15 protein-coding genes are annotated in these 19467 nt (G+C 36.5%); 3 read left to right on the top strand and 12 right to left on the bottom strand.

Annotated features, from left to right (window positions below; genetic code table 11):
• Nucleotides 1–224: 224 nt before the first annotated feature.
• A complete protein-coding gene (locus ACQQ2I_RS03220) occupies nucleotides 225–635 on the top strand; it encodes a CotD family spore coat protein (RefSeq protein ID WP_431029128.1) in 411 nt (136 codons plus the stop codon).
• 42 nt (nucleotides 636–677) lie between these two features.
• On the opposite strand, the gene ACQQ2I_RS03215 is transcribed toward ACQQ2I_RS03220, so the two are convergent.
• Nucleotides 678–5792: an ATP-binding protein gene (locus tag ACQQ2I_RS03215; RefSeq protein ID WP_431029127.1), complete on the bottom strand. Its 5115-nt coding sequence runs from the start codon at nucleotides 5790–5792 to the stop codon at nucleotides 678–680.
• 388 nt (nucleotides 5793–6180) lie between these two features.
• Between ACQQ2I_RS03215 and ACQQ2I_RS03210 the strand changes: the two genes are divergently transcribed.
• Nucleotides 6181–7674, top strand: coding sequence for an acetyl-CoA hydrolase/transferase family protein (locus tag ACQQ2I_RS03210; protein ID WP_431029126.1), 1494 nt, complete (start codon nucleotides 6181–6183; stop codon nucleotides 7672–7674).
• Nucleotides 7675–7872: 198 nt separating this feature from the next.
• Nucleotides 7873–9291, top strand: coding sequence for a TIGR00341 family protein (locus ACQQ2I_RS03205; protein WP_431029125.1), 1419 nt, complete (start codon nucleotides 7873–7875; stop codon nucleotides 9289–9291).
• 152 nt (nucleotides 9292–9443) lie between these two features.
• On the opposite strand, the gene ACQQ2I_RS03200 is transcribed toward ACQQ2I_RS03205, so the two are convergent.
• The 11 genes from ACQQ2I_RS03200 to ACQQ2I_RS03150 form a co-directional block, all read right to left on the bottom strand.
• Nucleotides 9444–10364 carry a hypothetical protein gene (locus tag ACQQ2I_RS03200; RefSeq protein WP_431029123.1) on the bottom strand — a complete coding sequence of 307 codons (921 nt, stop codon included), beginning with the start codon at nucleotides 10362–10364 and terminating at the stop codon, nucleotides 9444–9446.
• Between the two features lie 658 nt (nucleotides 10365–11022).
• Complete coding sequence (locus tag ACQQ2I_RS03195) at nucleotides 11023–12078, bottom strand: 2,3-butanediol dehydrogenase (RefSeq protein ID WP_431029122.1); 1056 nt, start codon at nucleotides 12076–12078, stop codon at nucleotides 11023–11025.
• Between the two features lie 200 nt (nucleotides 12079–12278).
• Nucleotides 12279–12803, bottom strand: coding sequence for a hypothetical protein (locus ACQQ2I_RS03190; protein WP_431029120.1), 525 nt, complete (start codon nucleotides 12801–12803; stop codon nucleotides 12279–12281).
• Between the two features lie 96 nt (nucleotides 12804–12899).
• Nucleotides 12900–13193, bottom strand: coding sequence for a hypothetical protein (locus ACQQ2I_RS03185; RefSeq protein ID WP_431029119.1), 294 nt, complete (start codon nucleotides 13191–13193; stop codon nucleotides 12900–12902).
• Nucleotides 13178–13459, bottom strand: coding sequence for a hypothetical protein (locus tag ACQQ2I_RS03180; protein ID WP_431030437.1), 282 nt, complete (start codon nucleotides 13457–13459; stop codon nucleotides 13178–13180). The genes ACQQ2I_RS03185 and ACQQ2I_RS03180 overlap by 16 nt, the downstream gene beginning before the upstream one ends.
• A gap of 136 nt (nucleotides 13460–13595) precedes the next feature.
• A complete protein-coding gene (locus tag ACQQ2I_RS03175; RefSeq protein ID WP_431029118.1) occupies nucleotides 13596–14876 on the bottom strand; it encodes a glucose-6-phosphate isomerase in 1281 nt (426 codons plus the stop codon).
• Nucleotides 14877–14961: 85 nt separating this feature from the next.
• Entirely contained in the window at nucleotides 14962–15840 is an 879-nt protein-coding gene (galU, locus tag ACQQ2I_RS03170; protein WP_431029117.1) for a UTP--glucose-1-phosphate uridylyltransferase GalU, read from the bottom strand.
• 27 nt (nucleotides 15841–15867) lie between these two features.
• Nucleotides 15868–16431 carry a sugar transferase gene (locus ACQQ2I_RS03165; RefSeq protein WP_431030436.1) on the bottom strand — a complete coding sequence of 188 codons (564 nt, stop codon included), beginning with the start codon at nucleotides 16429–16431 and terminating at the stop codon, nucleotides 15868–15870.
• A gap of 1 nt (nucleotide 16432) precedes the next feature.
• Nucleotides 16433–17293 carry an NAD-dependent epimerase/dehydratase family protein gene (locus ACQQ2I_RS03160; protein ID WP_431029116.1) on the bottom strand — a complete coding sequence of 287 codons (861 nt, stop codon included), beginning with the start codon at nucleotides 17291–17293 and terminating at the stop codon, nucleotides 16433–16435.
• An 85-nt stretch (nucleotides 17294–17378) separates the two neighbouring features.
• On the bottom strand, nucleotides 17379–18131 hold the full coding sequence (locus tag ACQQ2I_RS03155) for a glycosyltransferase family 2 protein (RefSeq protein ID WP_431029113.1): 753 nt from the start codon (nucleotides 18129–18131) through the stop codon (nucleotides 17379–17381).
• Between the two features lie 9 nt (nucleotides 18132–18140).
• Complete coding sequence (locus ACQQ2I_RS03150; RefSeq protein WP_431029112.1) at nucleotides 18141–19274, bottom strand: glycosyltransferase; 1134 nt, start codon at nucleotides 19272–19274, stop codon at nucleotides 18141–18143.
• Between the last annotated feature and the right edge of the window lie 193 nt (nucleotides 19275–19467).

The following is a 19467-nucleotide window of genomic DNA, read 5'->3' as shown; positions in this document are numbered from 1 at the left end:
ACAGAAACTTGGCCCTGTTGTTTTTTGTAATGTATTTCTTGGTTAGCCTAAACTTCTTGGATGCGTTGATCTGGGAAGTTTTTGCTTTATATAAAGGGATTCTTTTGCTCTCCTCATGCTAATGTCTTTTTATTTACTACCTAATAGGTATACAACTATTCCTACAAGCCTCTATTATCATATGTTATTAATGAATTACATCATTTGAAAAAGGAGGACTATATATGTACTTTAGAAATTGGTTCAATCCAAATGAAGCTGCTGGCGCTTTTAATCAGCCTGGGTTTAATCAACAACCATTTAATCAGCCTGGGTTCAACCAACCTGGATTTAATCAGCCAATGTTTAATCAACCAGGTGGTAATCAATCGCCTGTTCGCTTCCCGCCACAGACATTCCCGACTCAGTATGAACAACCAGTCGTTTCACCAACACAAGAATTCATTCGCACAAATATATTCAATACTGTTGTACCGCATGTTCACCCTTCCCATACAACAACCGTCAACAGACATATGGTAAATAACCAACACTTCTTCCCGCATACAGAATCCGTTGTACACGAATGCTTTGAGACAAATACAATGTGTGGGATGCCACCAAATCATTGCCATAAGCCAAGAAGAAGAAGATAACGTGAGTGTCAGGCACGGGATAGACTAACCGCGCCTGACATGTTATGCGTTTTCCGCCATTAACGGGAGCGTAAAACAAAAGCGGGAGCCTTGTTGTTCGACACTTTCCACGAAGATTCTTCCTCCATGCTGCTCTATAATTCTTTTACAAATGGCCAAGCCAATCCCATTCGAATCGACATTTTGACTATTTGATGCACTGTAATAACTATCAAAAATAAATTGGATGTCCTTTTCTGGAATGCCCATCCCACTATCCTCTATCGAACAATATAGCTCACCGTTCTCGGTCCACATCATAAATATTATATTCCCTTGATTTGTATATTTAATCGCATTCATTATTATATTTGTAACCACTTGTTGGATTCTTGCCGTATCGATTAAAATAGAGGCTTCCTTCTCAAAACAACAATTTGTTTGATAATTTAATCCAGCCCTTCGGATATCTTCTATATAGTAATAGGCAAGTCGATCATAAAAACCCTGCACACTCACCTTTGTTAACGCATATTCTAAGCGTCCTGCTTCTAGCTTCGCTAAATCAAATAAATCTTGAATCAATCCATTCAAGGACAATAACCGTTCCTTACTGCGCATTAAATAAAACTGTTGTTGTGCTGGTTCCACTACAACGCCATCTAAAATCGCTTCAATATAACCAAGTGTTGAAGTAATAGGTGAACGTAATTCATGGGAAATACTGTGCAGTAGTTTTTTCCGTTCAAGCTCATGCATGGCTAACTGATCATTTATTTTTTTTAAGTGCAGATTCATCTCACCAAGCTCTTTTGTACGAGCTTCTACACGATTTTCTAACTCCATGTAGATTTCTGCATTCTCAAGTGAAACAACAATCTGCGTTGCAATCATGGCAATCAGCTCGATTGGCGTTGTACTAAAAGCATTTTGCAAAAGGGTGTTTTCCAAATACAGCACAGCCGTCACTTCTCCCTTATGATAAACGGGTAAGCAAAGGATGGACTTTGCTGCTATTTTCAAATGTGTAAACAGTGTACTTTTGTTGACATCTGAAATGACAACGGCTTCCTCACTCTGTAACGTGTAGTCTGCTATCAGTTGGATATGTGTAGCAGGCGATGTAGGTTCACTATAATACGTAAACTGCATCGCTTCCGCCTGTGCCTTCGCTAGCACATTCAGCTTTCCTTGCTGATGGCGGATAAAATAACCACTCGTTGCATTGGATTGTTTTAACAAGGAAAATAATAATTTGTGTAGTAAATCTTCCATACGAATTTCTTTCGCAAGGGATTGGGTTGCCTCTAGCACGGTCATCATATCAAATGATAACGCATATTCCTTTTTTTGCTGCTGTACTTGAATATACTGTGAGAAACGCTCCTCCCACAATGCAGCAATCGTTACCGCACCCCACTTTCGCATTTCCCGAATACCACGCATACTATAATCACTTGTTTTTACTTGATCTTGTTGTGCCTCATAATACTTTGCGGCGCGTTCATAAATAATCGCTTCATCTTGCGGAAATTGATGGACTTTTGCTAGCTGAATAGCACGGTCATAATAGAGAATCGCTTCTCCATCAAGCCTTTTCCTCCGACAATTTTCTGCTAACAGTAACATATACAAATGTTCGAAATTATGCGGCGCCTCTTTTGCCCACTTTTTAAACTTTCGAATGCTTTCCTTAATCTCTTTTACATATTGACGACGCTTCTCTCGATGCTTAAAAGGTTGCTCAATTAAATCAAACTGCCAAAGGGCACGATACAAAAAATAAATCGGCGTATTCGGCAATGAATACACTTCTTTAATCGGTTGACGTGTTTCCTCTAAAATACGACATGCTTGTTGCTCATCCTGAAATAAATACGCCATTTGCAAACGTAGGATATAATGCATAACTACGACAGCTTCTTCATGTTGAAGGGAAATTTCATAATCCCACTTCGGTGTGATATTCGCATGGCGAAGGGCTGAAACCCAATGCTGAAACTCGGTTAAATAGTCATCAGATAACATATTCGGATAATTTACATACTGCGCTTGCTGAAATTGTACTTCTTCATCTAATTGTTGTAATGGCGTCCCGTTCATTAACTGTGTTGCACATAAAAAACAAGACATAGCCGTTACTTGATAAAATAACCCTACCTGCTCGCCGTATTGCTGCATGACACGCATATATTGAACGCTCGTATCATAATCCTTTTCCCAGTGATTTAAAAAAATGCCATACGTAAAATAAATACGCGCCTTAATAAATAAACTATTTTGACTATCAGCCATTGATAAGGCAAGCTTTCCGAAACGCAAAGCTTGCTTCACATTATTAAATCCGGAAATTAACATGAGCGCATAATTAATATATACAATGCCACTTTCCGTTGTAGCCCCGTATTTTAGCTGTAAACGAAACACCCTTAACAATAAAATACCTGTTAAATTAGGGCTCATGCGAAACGTATTTGAGACAATGCTAATCATAATTTGGATTAACACATCAATTTCCTTATTTTCAATAGGCGGTAAATGCATTAAGTATTCGTCTGTTTTATTTTTTAGCTCCCACTTTAACAGCAAAAACTCCTTTAATACTTGCGCCTTTGTAGGCTCACGATCAATATGCATATGACATAATTGGAACGCTGAAAATCCTGCATTAATCACAATTTCTGAGCTTTCTGATTCAATATAAATAAGCGACATTAAACGGTATATCAGCAATTTTTCAAGCGTTGTCTCGGCATGATGAAGAGCCTCTTCAATATGCTTTTTAGAATCGGCATAATCCCCTACTAAATACTCGCATTCCCCTAAATCCATATACATTTGCAGTGACATTTCTCGCATAATCGCCCAATGATCTACCGGTAATAACGCTAAGCTAGACGAAAAGAATTGCAATGCATTTTGATAAAGCCCTGCTTTTTTCGCCTGTCCACCTAACATTGCATTCCATATAGCCAACTGTTGTTGTTCCTCGGCCGTTAATCGATTGATGCAATAATTAAACTGTCGAACGATTTCTTGTAAATAAGGACTTTCTTCCATATTGTCACACATTTGAATCAACAATTGCCCAATTGTATAATGTGTATCAATTCGATTCCTCTCTTCTAGTGACTCATAAGCGGTTTGTTGAATGCGATCATGCACAAATTGGAGCTTCATTGTAAAGAGCTGTGTCCCATCCTCCCTATCACTAGAACGTGCCCATTTTAAACGACTATCGAGTGCCAAAATAAACCCTTGTTCCACTAATTCCTCTAACCGCTCGATTAACTCAGAGAATGGTATATTCGCAAGCTTTAGCAAAAGATGCAATTCAAATTCACGCCCAAAACAGGAAGCTAATCGTAAAATCGCTTGTGCCTGCGCGGATAGCATATCGATTCGTCCACTAATAAAGCCTAACAATTCTTGATTGACGATCGTTTGCTGTAATTGTTGTTGATTGAACTGCCATGTTTCATCCGTGAGATCAAAATAAAGCGTCCGATTATTTAAAAATAAGCGAAATACCTCATGCATAAATAATGGGTTGCCTTGCGTCATTCGATAAAGTCGTTTTGCTACATCTACCGTTGTCTCTGACTGCATCTTTAAAGAATCTGCCAACCAAACACGCACATCTCCTTCTGTTAATAAATGTAAATATATTGTACAAAAAGACGCGAGCTCAGTTTGCCATGCCAACAGCTGCTGATCCATCGTAGATGCATCATCTCGAACGGCCATTATTAATAAAAAATAACCACCACTATGTTGGTCATAAATATCCTTCAACATATTAAGTGCACTTTGATCAGCCCACTGTAAGTCATCGACAAACCAAACAATCGGACAACGCTGACGCGAAAAGATAGCCAGTATTTTTTGAATGGATGCGAAAATATAAGCATTCATTTGTAACGTATACTGGAGATCTTCAAATAGCAGTTCCGTCTCATCCGATAAAAACCAACGCAATTCTGGAATAACACGGAGTAAACTTTCTGCCATCATTAAATTGACTTCTTGCATGCCTTGTTGGAACTGTTTAATGGATGCTTCCCCTTCTACATAAACTTGCTTTAATAAATGACGAAGTGGTTGAAGAATCGACGTAAAGGCATGTTGCTTTTGAAGTTGATCAAATTTACAGTCAACAAAATACCCTTTTACGTGTGCTACTTCACTGCGAAGACGATGAGCGAGCGAAGATTTTCCACACCCCGACGGACCTTTAATGAAAACGATATGTTGTGCTCCTTGCTTTACTTCATCCAACATATGTATCAAAACATTTATTTCGTCTTCCCGACCACATAATTTATTCGAAGGTTTCGGACGGATCTGTTGATCACGCTGTCCAAGCGGAAACACGATGTCACTTTTACCATCTGCTATTTGCTGTTGAATACGTAGTAAATCTTCCTTTAAACTAACTGCACTTTGATAGCGGTCCTCTGGATTTTTTTCTAGTAATTTCTGTACCATCATTTTGATAATGGTTAAATCATTACCCTTTTCAAATGGACTAAAATTAGGTACCCTCGTTAAAATATCAAAAATACAATCCACCGTATTGTCAGCTTGAAACGGCTTGTTTAACGTAATCATTTCATAAAAAATGGTGCCTAGTGTATAGAGATCAGTCCGTTCATCTATTTCTATCGATAAGCGCCCTGTCTGCTCAGGGGCCCAATAGGGTAGTTCGTCTAATTCAAAGGCAGGTGTCATGTCACGCCCTGCACTCGGCCCCCACTTCGTTGTCATCGGTGACTTGACCAACCTTACTTGTAAAGACGTGGCATGAACAAAAATATATTTTGGATTTAACTGTCCGTATAACAGCCCTTTTTGGTGTAAGCTAATACATGCATTGACTAATTCTATGGCGATATGCAAAAACTGGTGCAATGGCATTTGTTGCTTTACCAGTTGCTGTAACGGTTGACCAATAAAATCTTCATATACGATGACATATTCATCGTCAACATACTCATACGCAATCGGTTGCAACAGCCACTGGTTATGTTCTTCCTCAAATACCGCATAGTCAAAATACTTCTTTGCCTGTTCTTCATTTAACACCCCTTCCATCACTTGAATCAGTACGACTCGTTCAAAACGCGGCAAATATTTACGATGGATCGTCCAATCAGTAGAACGGTATGTATCAAGCATTCTATCCCCCCTCAATCAACTAGTACCTATATATTCAATATAAAGTAAAGGTTCATTTTATGTAATAATATTCTAGTTTATTTGCATATTATATAGGTTAGGAAGTTGATTACTTGCTTTCATTGAAAGTAAGAGAAAATATTTTTAGCTCTACTAATTAAAACCGATCGTGTTGATGGCTTTGATTGTGTCACCTAGCGAAATGCCACTGTATACGGACATAACAAAACAGTATCGCCACTAGCATAGCTTATAGTAAACCGATAGTTTTAAACTATGATGTTCATAAAAATAATCATTTAGATTTATACTTCTTTCTTCACTGAAATAATCATAGGTTCTATAAAGAGCGTTTGTATTATTCATGACGGAAGGGGTAAAGGGACTAATGGAAGAAAGAATTCGTTTGCAATCGTTACAGGGGAAAGTTGTTTCTGCGGAGGAAGCGGCTACGTGGATTGAAGATGGAATGGTACTTGGCATGAGCGGCTTTACACGTGCAGGTGATGCTAAAATTGTACCGCTAGCTTTAGTAGAAAAAGCAAAAACAGAACATTTTAAAGTGGATGTATATACAGGGGCATCACTCGGACCAGAAGTAGATCAGTATATGGCACAAGCAGGGATTATCCGGAAGCGTGCGCCGTATCAAGGCGACCCAGCCATTCGCCAATTAATCAATCAAGGCGATATTTTGTACACAGATATGCATTTATCCCATAATGCCGAGCTCGTTCGGACAGGCATTATCGGACCTATTGATTTTTTAATTATTGAAGCAACAGCGATTACAGAAGATGGTCAAATTATCCCGACCACTTCTATCGGAAACTCTGCGATTTTCGCGCAATACGCGAAAGAAATCATTGTCGAATTAAATACGGCACAGCCGACTGCATTAGAAGGCTTGCACGATATTTACATTCCAGATGTACAAGGAAAGCGCGAACCGATTCCATTAACGAATGCCGGTCAGCGTATTGGCACAAAGGGCATTCCTGTTGATGTAGCAAAAATTAAAGGGATTGTCATTTCTGACATCACAGATGCCCCGTCATTAATCGTGCAGCCGGATGAAGAAACAGCACAAATTGCAGAGCATTTACTTAATTTCTTGCGAGACGAAATTAAGGTAGGTCGCCTAACGGAACAATTAGCCCCTCTACAATCAGGGGTCGGCTCTGTTGCCAATGCCGTGCTCAATGGCTTTTTAAATTCAGAATTCAACGATTTAGAAATCTATTCAGAAGTATTACAGGATGCGGTGTTCGAGCTGATTGATGCTGGAAAGGTGAAAGTTGCCTCATGTACATCCATTACGTTAAGTGAAGCTTGTGGCAAGCAAGTTTACGAGAATCTTGAAAGGTATAAGGATCGTTTAGTCTTACGTCCACAGGAGATTTCGAACCATCCAGAGATTATTCGTCGTTTAGGCTTGATTTCGATTAATACCGCACTCGAAGTTGATATTTATGGCAATGTCAACTCGACACATGTATCTGGGACAAAGATGATGAACGGGCTTGGTGGATCAGGTGATTTTGCACGTAATGCCCGATTAGGCATTTTCGTCACAAAATCATATGCAAAAGGTGGGGATATTTCTTCAATTGTGCCGATGGTAGCCCATCACGACCATACCGAACATGATGTAGATGTCATTGCGACCGAGCAAGGCATTGCTGATTTACGTGGCCTCGCGCCAAAAGAGCGTGCTGTCTTAATTATCGAAAATTGCGTACACCCCGATTATAAAGAGCAATTACTCGATTATTTCCACCGCGCCATCGAGCAAACAAATAATGCCCATACACCACACATCTTAGAAGAAGCATTGTCATGGCATGTCCAATTAGCAAAGCAAAAAACAATGAAAAAGTAGAACAAAAAGTAGGAGCTGCCCGACTATTTGGCACTCCTACTTTTTTCTCTGGCTAAAAACACCCTGTTGTATGGTAACATCTGTGTGACCAATACCCTATCCCCCTCCATAAAACCATTTATACCCTTATATTCAAAAAACAATAAATATACTAGAGAACTATAGTACACTATAAAAGATGAAAGGAGCATGATTTCCATGACAACTTCTATGGAGCGAGAGACGATTCTTGAGCCGAAAAAGAAAAAATACCAGCTTGATTATTTTACACGTGAAACCATAACAGAAAAAATTTCAAAAGACTCGCAGCCAGATACTTACTATTACATTATGGTTGTGCTCTCTTGTACCGTAGCGACATACGGCTTACTATCAAATAGTACAGCAGTCATTATCGGCGCCATGTTGATAGCCCCTTTAATGAACCCCATTTTAGGGAGTGGACTGGCGTTGATTACGGGGAATAATCCTTTATTAAAGGTAACGATTAAAGCCGAATTTATCGGTGCGGTCATAGCCGTTGCTTTATCGACCTTTTTAACACTACTTTTACCCGTCTCAGATTTAACTTCTGAAGTATTAGCGAGAACAGCACCTACACTCATTGATTTAATTATCGCCCTTACTTCTGGTGCAGCTGGCGCATATGCTATTTGTTATCGCGCAGGTGCCACTTTACCGGGGGTTGCCATTGCAACCGCCTTAATGCCGCCTTTATGTGTAGTAGGTATTACGTTAGCAAAGCAAGAATACCATTTGGCAGGCGGCGCCTTATTATTATTTATTGCGAATATGGTAGCGATCAACGTCATTGCGATGATTATTTTTCAATTTGCAGGGTTTAATACATCATTAATCTCTCATTATTTAAATTTGGATACACCAAAAGAAAAGCAGCCGTATTTATCACGTTTAGTCGGTCGCAAAATTATTTACCCTATTTTGTTATTAGTCATCGTGTCCATTCCGCTCATCTTCCTATTAAAAACGTCGATCGAATCCGACCAACGCGAAAAGATTATTCGCAATACATTGGAAGAAGGGCTTGCGGTCATGGCACCAGATGCTACGATTAATACCTTGAAGTTTACGAGAAATGACACAACATTTCGCATCAATGTCGATTTGCATTCAGCGCAGATTATTTTACCAGAAGATATCCGAAAGCTCGAAAACAGCTTGGAATATAAACTCACTGCCCCTGTACAAATCGTAGCGAATATTGCGATGATTCAGCGAGTAAATAATGAAGGCGCAACAGATGGCTATAAAGCGCTGTTACCTGAAACAAAGCCGGAAATCGTGGAAGTAGTCGAATTAAAAACGAGTACACCTGAGGAAATCATTGCACAAGTCGTAAACGAAAAACTGCAATTATTTGATGGTACTTTACAAGACTTTAGCTTTGCGTATCAACAAGGTACAGGTACATATAATGTGCTATTAGACATTACAAGTGAAGAGCCATTAGATAAAGCATTTATCAAAACACTGGAAACCATTTTAGAAGACGAGCTAAAACGGAAGGTCATTGTGACATTAGTCCCCACTGAAATAGAGGAACCAGAAGTATTAGAGGAAATAGAGAACGTAGAAACATTAGAGAAATCAGAATAAACCATTCATAGCAGTCGGCTCGATAAAGCCATCCCCCTTCAATCTCTTAACCTGAAGAGATTGAAGGGATTTCATATGCTTAACATCTTACATTACTTGTTCTGGTATTTCGCTATCACCCAAATTGTTCTCAGATTTCTTCATACAACACCTTAATCACTCCGTAGCATCCAAGTATCTAGGTAGTGAATGGCAAAACCATCAAATCCTTCTCGATTTTCAAAGCGCTTATACACTTTCGTTAGTTCCTTGTTCATATATGCTTCATCTTTACCGTAGAAAGTTAAAAAATCCCCTTCACTTGTGTTGAATGTTTCAACGGCAATCATAACCGACTTCCCTTTACTTTGTGCATACTTAATCTCTGTAGCAGATAAAGCGATAATACCTTCCTTGCCACACGCCTCATTGCGATAAGCCATAACAGAAACACGATCTGCTAAGTCAATTATGTACTCACTTACAACCCCTTTCCCAAATCGATTTTTGTAAGAGACCTCATCAAACCAAAACGGTATCGTCACTTCATATTCCAACTTTTCCGTAGCCGCAAAAGCTTTTAGTCCATTTAAAACGTGAAAGAAATCGACAATTACGCGTCGTTGATTAGTTTGCCACATATCAAGTGTGTAAGGCTCTATATCTAGATGAACCCCTTCCAATAACCCATACTCTCTTTGAAAAGTCGTTACCCACTCTTTGAATCTTTCCACTGATTGGGTATTCGTACCCCAATCAGGATTCCCATCTAGTGCATATACTTGCACACCGATGTGATTTGCCTTTTGAATAAAGGCAGCATACACTTCATTCTTTACTTCCGCATTCACTTGCACATAAACTTTAGCGATTTGTTTTTCTTCTATAAATTGAAGGTATTGATCTGTATTTTTCTCTAAACTTTCAGCATGCCATATCCATGTCGCCTGATAAGGTAGTTCTTCATTACTTTGACTAATTTTCTCTGGGCCTTTGCATACGATCGGTGCGACTGAGTGTTTACCACTATCGAAAAATGAGGGAAACATTAAGCTCCCCACTAGTGCCCCTGTAATTAAATGCGTTACATTCACACGGTATTCCTCCTTCATATAAATAGATTTTTCTATGTCGTTTTATTATATTTCCACATTGTTAATGCTTTATTTCTAATATTACAAAATAAAACAATCAAAAATACGACTCTTTTTGTCTATATATTGAATTAAATTTTCACAAAAGCATTTGCATTAGCCGCAAACGTAAAAATCACCGTATTATGTAAATCATAAAATGAAACTTCAATCAGTGGGGGTTTTCCTCATCCCCCACTGATTGAGAGAGGAACGCAAGCTAAGAACGCCACGTCGTGTGGCAACGCCTGCGTGACCAACGTCCTGTTGCCCTTAACCAATCGGACTTTTACGGGCAGTTGATCTCCCACCTATGCTTCTCGATTTTCCTTAAGCCTTGAGGTAGGAGTCTTAATGCCCGTTAATGCGGGATAAATTCAACTTATATCGTATTTCGATAAGTAAAAACAAATATCGAGTTGACATCCCCCATGCCAGTTATAAAAAAACCTGTTAGAGAAGTACTCTAACAGGCTCTTCCTATTATATATACGACACTTTGTATTGTTGGGTGCGTAAGGCATTGAATAATCGTTCTTACTTTATGCCTCAGCTCTACCTTCAAGGGGATGTGCTATTTTCGATCATACTAATCCATTACATCATTTCGAAATGATGTTTATTCCTGAGAGTTAACAAGAATCTTAATGTGATTTTTTTCTTTCATTAGCGTCTCAAAGCCTTCTGTGACGACTTCGTCAAGCTTAATACGTTTTGTCACAAGCTTTTCAGCTGGGAAGTAACCCTTTGTCATTAGCTCCATTACCGCTGGGAAAATATCTCGGTATGCAATAATTCCTTTGACTGTTCGCTCTGACAGTACAATATTATTCGGTTGGATAGAAGCTTCTGTTTCCCAAATCGAAACAATGATTGTTTCTCCTTCAAACGTGGTAGAATCAATCGCTTGCTTTAATACAACGGGAACACCTGTCACTTCAAAGGCTACATCCACACCGCCATCTGTTAGCTCCTGTAAGCGTGCGACAGCATCCTCTTCTTGTGGATTAATCACCGCTGTTGCACCCAGCTCTAATGCCTTTGCCGCTCGTTCCTGTGACAGCTCCACTGCATAAATTTCCGATGCACCTGCTGCACGAAGCGCCTCAATGACTAATAAGCCAATCGGACCTACACCGAAAACAGCCGCTTTATCTCCTGCCTTCAGCTTACTTAAACGAACAGAATGTAAAGCAACAGCAGCAGGCTCTACAAGCGCGCCTTGCTCGTACGATAATCCTTCTGGCATTTTATGAACCATTTTTTCATCAACCATCGTGTATTCAGAGAAGCCCCCGCCTCCACCAGATAAACCGTGGAATCCTAAATGCTTACAAATGTTGTATTTTCCTTTTTTACATGCAGCACATTCACCACACGCCAGAATGGGCTCTACAACAACAGGGTCTCCAACACGCACCTTTGTAACACCCTCACCGATTTCTACTACTTCACCTGAGAATTCATGCCCCATGACAATTGGCGCGATATCTTTACTAAGATAATGTGGTTCTTCTACAGGAATAAAGATTGGTCCTACCGCATACTCATGCAAATCACTACCACATATCCCCGTCCAGTGTACTTTAATTTTTACCTTACCTGGTGCAATCACTGGTTCCTCAATTGTTTCCACACGAATGTCCTTTGCTTTATGCCATCTTGCTGCTTTCATAGTTTGAATTCCTCCTTCGAGTGTATAGTAGAACTACAAGTTTATCGTATCATAGAATTTTATACATTAAAGAAGAATAGTAACTATTTAACAATTTTTTAATGTATTGCTTACAAATAATTGTTGTACGATTTCATGGGGATTGCAAATTGAACAGACCTTATGCTTACGCCTTATTCATTAAAAACTAACCCTCGTCTCTATTTCTTTACCTCCCATTTCATTAAGTTGTTTTTATGATAGGCAATCAATTCACTAAAATTGCTGTATTTTTGTTTCATTGTTTGAGGTAATAAACTGATCGCATCATCTGAAATCATACTCGGTTCTTTCACTAAAGCAGTAACAAATTGCACATTTTTATATTGTTCTAATTCTAAAAATAACGGCAACATATGTATATCACTTAATGTAATTTTATCGTCCTTATGTCTAATCCATTTTAATTTCATCGCTACCAAAAGCTCTTGTGTTTCTGTTTGATGAGTCTGTACAATAGCTAAATCAAAGTACTGATTACTGGCCAATTTAAAATCAATATAAATGACTAGATTATGTTGTTTTAAAAATATATCGCCTAAATGATTACGTATGTGATAATATAGTGTAGTTTTTAATGAAGCTAGATCATAAACAAATCCACTCTTGTAATCCATCATTAATTCTTTTGTCCAAATATTACATAAAGTATCTATTATAATTTTACTTACAGTTACTTGAGTCAAAGTGATTCACCTGCTATTTATTTTTTTACAATATAAAAATCAGGAGCAACCATCCAATTATGAACTGTTACTCCTATCTCATTATTTAAACAAACACTAAGCAAAATACCCTTTCAATCGATTAATTGCCTTATCTGCTTGTGCTTTTGATGGTTTCACAACACCGAAGTAAAACTTACATTTCGGTTCTGTACCAGAAGGACGGATGGTAACCCATGAATGATCCTCTAAAATGAATTTCAGCACATTTTCCTTTGGTAATAAAATAGTCTCCGTATGTCCATCACTCCGTGTCGCAACGCCTGTTAAATAATCTTCTACACGCACTACGGTAACACCCGCTATTTCAGTTGGTAATTGTTCACGATAGCTATTTAAAATAGCCTGCATTTGCTCTTGACTATCTTTCCTTCGAATATTTTTGAAACTAACACTTCTTGATAATGGCCATATTGCTCAGACAACTCATCAAGTGCATGTAATAATGTTTGTTCTTGTGTTGTATAGTAGGCAGGCATTTCAGCTACTTTTAGTGCCACTTGCACCGCATCTTTATCACGCATAAATGTTTCAATTAAATAGCCATAACTCTTCTCGTGGCCAAATACATAGGAATAGACCCCACTCATTTCGAATTCTGCAATTTTCTCAGCAATATACTTAAAGCCAGTTAATGTATTTACTGTCGTTACACAAAACTGCTTGGCAGTATCCGTTTACTTGTTTTGTATGTAAAATATAGTGTAGTAGCAATGCAAAGACTGTACGAGAGTTACTAAAACCCTAATGTATTCACCTTCCCCCCCTTAACAACTCCAACATTTTCCTTTTATATGCCTCTACTCCTGGTTGGTCAAATGGATTAACATCTAATAAATACGCACTCATCGCACAGGCTTTCATAAAGAAATAAATTAAATAACCTAAATGGAAGGCATCTAATTTCGGCAGTTCCAGCTGAATAACCGGCACACCACCTTCTGCATGAGCTAAAGCGGTTCCTTGCTTGGAAATTGCATTAATTTCATTGAACGTACGACCTGCTAAGTAATTTAGGCAATCTTCATCACGATTTTCAAAACTCACCGTAAAATCAGGTTCAATGGATTTAAAGTGCAATAGTGTCTCAAATAAAATCGGACTGCCATCTTGAACAAATTGACCGATGGCATGAAGATCTGTAGAAAAATTCACCGTTGAAGGATAAAGCCCTTTTTTCTCTTTCCCTTCACTCTCTCCAAAAAGCTGCTTCCACCATTCGTGGAATTTATTTAACGAAGGTTCAAAAGAAGCAAGAAGCTCTATACTATAACCTTGTTTATATAAAATATGACGCATAACCGCATATTTATAGGCATCGTTTTCTTCTAAATTAGGATTGGCTAATTCTGCTGCGGCTTGCTTTGCTCCAGCTAGTAATGCACGAATATCAATATCCGCTACTGCCACTGGAAGTAAACCTACTGGTGTCAACACAGAAAAACGCCCACCGATATTATCAGGAATGATAAACTGACGGTAACCTGATTTATCCGCTAAAGCTTTTAAGATTCCTTGTTCAGCATCTGTCGTCACAATAATTCGAAGTTGTGCATCTTCCCCATACTTTGCCTCCATGTATTGACGCATCACACGAAAAGCAAGGGCAGGCTCCATCGTCCCACCTGATTTGGAAATAACATTCACATATACACGCTTATCTACAATGTATTTAAGTAGTTGATTAATATAAGCACCACTCATATTTTGACCAACATAAATAACCTCAATGCCTTGCATTTGTCTTCCGAAATACGGAGTGAGGGCGTCTAAAATCGCACGAGCTCCAAGGAATGAACCACCAACACCAACAACAATGAGCACATCCGCTTCTTGTCGAATCTCTGTTGCTATTTGTTCGATTTGAAAAATTAACTCATCATGATTCTGTTCTGGGTAATGCAGCCACCCTGTTAAGTCATTTGTTGTTTCTAATCTATTATGTAATTGTTGAATCACTTCACCATAATCATTAATTTGTTGTGTTGTTAATGGGCAATTTAAATGAGTTGTTTGTAATATTTTAGTGCACAACGAAATAACCTCAGTTCATGTTTAATTTCCATAATTATTACATATATATAGAAGAAAAACCAACCCTGATTGAGTTGGTGTAATTTTAACTATTCTGTAGCTGCTGTGCTTTTTTTATAATTAATTGTTTCACTTGTTCTGACAAGTCTTCTCTATATAAAGCAAAGTCAATCGTTGTTTCAATAAATCCTAATTGCTCCCCTACATCGTAACGGCGTCCCTCGAATTCATAAGCAAATACTCGTTGAATCTCATTTAAAGCTTCAATTGCATCTGTTAATTGAATTTCTCCACCTTTTCCTTTCTTTTTTTCATCTAAGAAACGAAAAATTTCAGGCGTTAAAATATAGCGACCAATAATGGCATAATTCGAAGGTGCATCCTCTAATGCTGGTTTTTCAACAAACTGCGTAACTTGCATTAGACGGCTATCCGTATTCACTGGATTAATCACACCGTAACGATGCACATTCTCATTCGGTACTTCTTGCACACCGATTACACTTGAAAATGTCTTTTCGTATTGTCTCATTAACTGTTTTAAACAGGGTTCTTCACTTTTTACAATATCATCACCTAGTAAAACAGCAAAGGGTTCATTACCGATAAACTTACGTGCACACCAAACGGCATGTCCTAATCCAAGTGGCTCTTTTTGACGAATATAATGAATATCTACGTTTGCAGATGCTTGAACGATTTCTAGCATTTCTAACTTACCTTTTTCTTGTAGGTTCAATTCAAGCTCTAGAGCGTTATCAAAATGGTCCTCAATTGCGCGTTTCCCTTTTCCTGTAACAATTATAATATCTTCGATTCCGGATGAAATTGCTTCTTCAACAATATATTGAATCGTTGGTTTATCTACTATAGGCAACATTTCCTTAGGCATAGCTTTAGTAGCAGGCAAAAACCTTGTACCCAGCCCAGCTGCTGGAATAATTGCTTTCCGGATCTTTTTCATAAACTCACTCCATCTATTTTAATAAAGCTATTTCACCTTCACACCATCAGCTTTGGCTACACTAAAAACAGTCTGCCACATAATTTTCAAATCAAATAAAAGACTTTTATTTTTTAAATAATAATAATCATATTCTACTTTTTGATTGTCTGAAATAAAATCTCTCCCCATAATTTGAGCATAACCTGTTAAACCTGGGCGAATTGAATTAACGCCTAACTTTTCACGACTTTCAATTAATTCATACTGATTGTATAGTGCAGGTCTTGGGCCAACTATTGCCATATCTCCTCTTAATATATTCAAAAGTTGTGGCAATTCATCTAAACTAGTTTTTCTTAGAAATTTCCCTAGGCTAGTTATATATTTACCTGGATCACCTAAAGATTCTGTTGAAACATTAGGCGTATTTATATACATAGTCCTAAACTTATATATTTGAAAGTAAGTCTCATTAACTCCAACTCTTTTTTGTTTAAACAAAATTGGACCCTTCGATGTCAATTTAATAGCAACAGCAATACAGATCATTGGTAAAATGCATATACATAAAGCAATAAAACTAATAATAATATCAAGTAATCGTTTCATACTAGTCATACATACTTACCTTCTTTTCAGAAATATTTATTGAATTATTAAAATCATACTTTTGATATGTATTTTCATTATAAATCGTTAAATCTGTCGAATAGAATAAATCTCCGAAAACCTTTAAGTATAATTTATTATTTTTTAATATTTTTGATAAAATTATCCCCAATCTTTTTGATATCCTAATATTTAGATTGTTAATATTCGCTATATTTTTTACCATGTTAGTTGTACTAACAAAATTCGGATCTTGAATATGAAAAACCCCCGAATCTCTATTAATCATAACCTCTTCTATAAATACATTTAAATTACCTATAAAAATCATACTTCTCTTATTATCTATATATGGGAAAATGGGTGCTACTTTAATAAAATCACTTAACAGTTTATAGTTACCGGGACAATTAGGACCATATACCATTGGAGGACGAACTATTGCTACTTTAAAATCTTCACTTGCTATACGTTCTAATTCTTTCTCTGCAAGTAATTTACTTTTCCCATAAACAGTTTCCGGATTTGTAGCTGTAAAAGAGGTGATTTCCCCCTTTTGAAAACCATAAACAGCCATAGTACTAAAAAAAATAAATTGTTTTACCCCCTGTTTTTTTGCTGAAAGTGCTAAATTTTTAGTTAGTTCACAGTTCACTTGTATATACTCTCTGTCTGGATAACCCTTTTTTTTATGAACTAAACCAGCTAAATGTACTACAGTTTCAATACCATTTAAATCTATGTTCTCAATATTAGATCGAACGCTCTTTTTTATTACTTGGAAACCATTATTTTTAGAATTTAAATAATCGTATAATTGTCCAGAAATATAGCCATTTTCTCCTGTAATTAATACTTTCATTGTTCTCTCCATCAATTTATACTTTATTTAGATTATTACATATAAAACAGAAAAAACCAACTTCGTTAAAGTTGGTTTTTTTAATTTATAAATAATGTTTTTTTACAGCATTAATTGCGTATCTAGTAAAATACCAAGACGTTTTAAAAGTTGATATACCTTCTGATTTCCGATAAACTATCCACATTTTTTTTGCCACTTTTAACTTATTACTTGAAGCTGAGTTACCAACAACTCTATATTTAGCTAGTGTTTCTTGTAAACAATATGCTGTTTCATTATTTCTTAAAATTTTCAGCCATAATGCAGTATCTTCTGGCTGAAGATTGGGCATTTGTATTGGTCCTAGCTTCTCAATATTTAACATGACAGTTAAACAACCGATTGTGGTATTTCTCAATAATTGATGGTAATTAATTGATGGCGGACAAATTACTTTTCTATTTAATAAGTTCCCTTGCTCATCCATCATCTCATAATTTGTAAATGAAAAATAATAGTTATTTATTTCCATAAAATTCACTTGCTTTTCCAATTTATTTGGGTACCATAAATCGTCACTATCTAAAAAAGCTAAGTATTTTCCTTTAGCTTGCTCAATCCCATAATTTCTAGCCATTGCAGCACCAGAATTTTTCTCCAATTTAAAAATTCGAATCCTAGAATCATTAGAAGTACATTTTTGTATGTATTCCCAAGAATCATCTTTGGAGCAATCATCTACTATTATTAGTTCAAAATTTTGATATGTTTGATTTCTAACAGAATCAATCGTCTCTAAAATAAATCTCTTACTATTATACGATGGTGTAATAATAGTAACTAATGGCTGAATCATTTTATCACCTTATTTATTAATAGAATTATAGATTTCTATTAAATTTCTTTTTGAATGATCCCAACTAAATTGTGGATATGTAGCCTTTGCATTATTTCCTTTTTGATTTAAATCATCCATTTTAATCGTATTTATCACTTGGCTTAAACTATATGCATCAAATTTAGTAACATAACCAATATCATATTTTTCTACAAAAAGGTCAATAGAAGTATTTTCTGATACGATACAGGGCTTTCCTAGGTAAAGTGCTTCATATAATTTATTGGGTGAGGCAATTTGATTATGCTGATAGCTTGGGTCATAAACCATATAGATTATATCCATTTGATTAGCAACAGATAGAATTTGGGCTAAACTAAGGTAACCTAAATAATGAATATGATTATTTCTTCTTTCAGCATCAATAATATCTTTTTGTAACTCCCCTTTTCCAGCAAACCATATTGAAATACCTTTTTGCTTTAATAACAATTCAATTCCTCGATCTTTACTCAAGGCACCATAATAAAATACATTCAATTGATTACTGGAAATCTTTATAGGATAATTCTCTTTTTCTTTAGGTGGGGCAATACTATTATTAATAATAGCTGTTTTATTATGTAACTCCATCGGAATATTACACAATCTATTTTCATCTGGAATAATAATCCTCGTCGAATTTTTCATAATTTGTTCACTCAAACGTTTAATTGTTGTTCGAATAAATTGGGGAATTGGGCTATGAAATGTTTCAACAAAATCAGCTATATCGTAAATAAATTTGAATTTTAATCTAGGTTTAATCAATTTAGCTAAATATATAGGAAACCCTAAATCAAAATCAATTGCATGTACTGTTTCATATTGATAACCATTTTTCAATATAAAACGAATTACCTTTAATATAAATAGTAATTTATTTTTAATAGTAATTATCCCTTTACCGTAAGGTGTATTTCCACAATAAATTGAATGGACCATAATTCCTTCTTTATGAAAATCTTTAGTAGCTTTTTCAATAATATCAGCATTTACCCCACGATTCCAATTTAATATTTCAACTTCATATCCAGCTTCTTTTAATGCCATTGCAGCTCTTGGTAATCGATTGGCAATAAATGCACTATTTTGCGCTAGAAGAACCCTTTTTTGTTGCATTAGCTATAATCTCCATTATTCTTTATAAATCTAAAAATTTACTACTTTTTTAAAGCGAAAAATTTTACTATTATAAATGTAATCAGAATCCTTAAAATAGATTAAATTGTATAAAACATAAATTCCTGAACCTATAAATAATGCAAGAATATAAACCTTAAGTGCGAGAAAATCTGATAGTCTCCCTATAGGA

The sequence above is a fragment of the Lysinibacillus sp. LZ02 genome (assembly GCF_050613145.1).
Taxonomy (GTDB): domain Bacteria; phylum Bacillota; class Bacilli; order Bacillales_A; family Planococcaceae; genus Lysinibacillus_B.
Note: the sequence above shows the minus strand (reverse complement) of the source record. Positions and strands in the feature narration are given on the sequence as shown.